This window comes from Pantoea sp. GbtcB22, assembly GCF_019091025.1.
Taxonomy (GTDB): Bacteria; Pseudomonadota; Gammaproteobacteria; order Enterobacterales; family Enterobacteriaceae; genus Pantoea; species Pantoea leporis.
Genome location: NZ_JAGXKB010000019.1, coordinates 1,296 through 2,785 on the forward strand (window position 1 = coordinate 1,296; position 1,490 = coordinate 2,785).

Below are 1,490 nucleotides of genomic sequence, written 5' to 3' on the forward strand. Positions count from 1 at the left end.
CCGTATACGTCCACTTTCGTGTTTGCACAGTGCTGTGTTTTTAATAAACAGTTGCAGCCAGCTGGTATCTTCGACTGCCTTCAGCTCCATCCGCGAGGGACTTCACCTGATGACAGCGTGCCTTCTCCCGAAGTTACGGCACCATTTTGCCTAGTTCCTTCACCCGAGTTCTCTCAAGCGCCTTGGTATTCTCTACCTGACCACCTGTGTCGGTTTGGGGTACGATTTCGTGTTACCTGGAGCTTAGAGGCTTTTCCTGGAAGCAGGGCATCAGTTACTTCACCACCGTGGTGGCTCGTCGTCACGCCTCAGCCTTAAGATACCCCGGATTTACCAAAGGTATCAGCCTACACGCTTAAACCGGGACAACCGTCGCCCGGATAACCTAGCCTTCTCCGTCCCCCCTTCGCAGTAACACCAAGTGCAGGAATATTAACCTGCTTCCCATCGACTACGCTTTTCAGCCTCGCCTTAGGGGTCGACTCACCCTGCTCCGATTAACGTTGAACAGGAACCCTTGGTCTTCCGGCGAGCGGGCTTTTCACCCGCTTTATCGTTACTTATGTCAGCATTCGCACTTCTGATACCTCCAGCATGCCTCACAGCACACCTTCAACGGCTTACAGAACGCTCCCCTACCCAACAACACATAGTGTCGCTGCCGCAGCTTCGGTGCATGGTTTAGCCCCGTTACATCTTCCGCGCAGGCCGACTCGACCAGTGAGCTATTACGCTTTCTTTAAATGATGGCTGCTTCTAAGCCAACATCCTGGCTGTCTGTGCCTTCCCACATCGTTTCCCACTTAACCATGACTTTGGGACCTTAGCTGGCGGTCTGGGTTGTTTCCCTCTTCACGACGGACGTTAGCACCCGCCGTGTGTCTCCCGTGATAACATTCTCCGGTATTCGCAGTTTGCATCGGGTTGGTAAGCCGGGATGGCCCCCTAGCCGAAACAGTGCTCTACCCCCGGAGATGAGTTCACGAGGCGCTACCTAAATAGCTTTCGGGGAGAACCAGCTATCTCCCGGTTTGATTGGCCTTTCACCCCCAGCCACAAGTCATCCGCTAATTTTTCAACATTAGTCGGTTCGGTCCTCCAGTTAGTGTTACCCAACCTTCAACCTGCCCATGGCTAGATCACCGGGTTTCGGGTCTATACCCTGCAACTTAACGCCCAGTTAAGACTCGGTTTCCCTGCGGCTCCCCTATACGGTTAACCTTGCTACAGAATATAAGTCGCTGACCCATTATACAAAAGGTACGCAGTCACCCCATTAAAGAGGCTCCCACTGCTTGTACGTACACGGTTTCAGGTTCTGTTTCACTCCCCTCGCCGGGGTTCTTTTCGCCTTTCCCTCACGGTACTGGTTCACTATCGGTCAGTCAGGAGTATTTAGCCTTGGAGGATGGTCCCCCCATATTCAGACAGGATACCACGTGTCCCGCCCTACTCTTCGAACTCACAATCTGTGCACTTTCGTGTACGGG

1 rRNA gene (only partly in view) is annotated in these 1,490 nt (G+C 53.1%); it reads right to left on the reverse strand.

Annotation, left to right across the window (positions count from 1 at the left end):
• Positions 1 to 1,490 (reverse strand): 23S ribosomal RNA (locus tag KVT28_RS24635); its annotated part reaches 1,259 nt to the left of the window's first position; the annotation flags it as partial.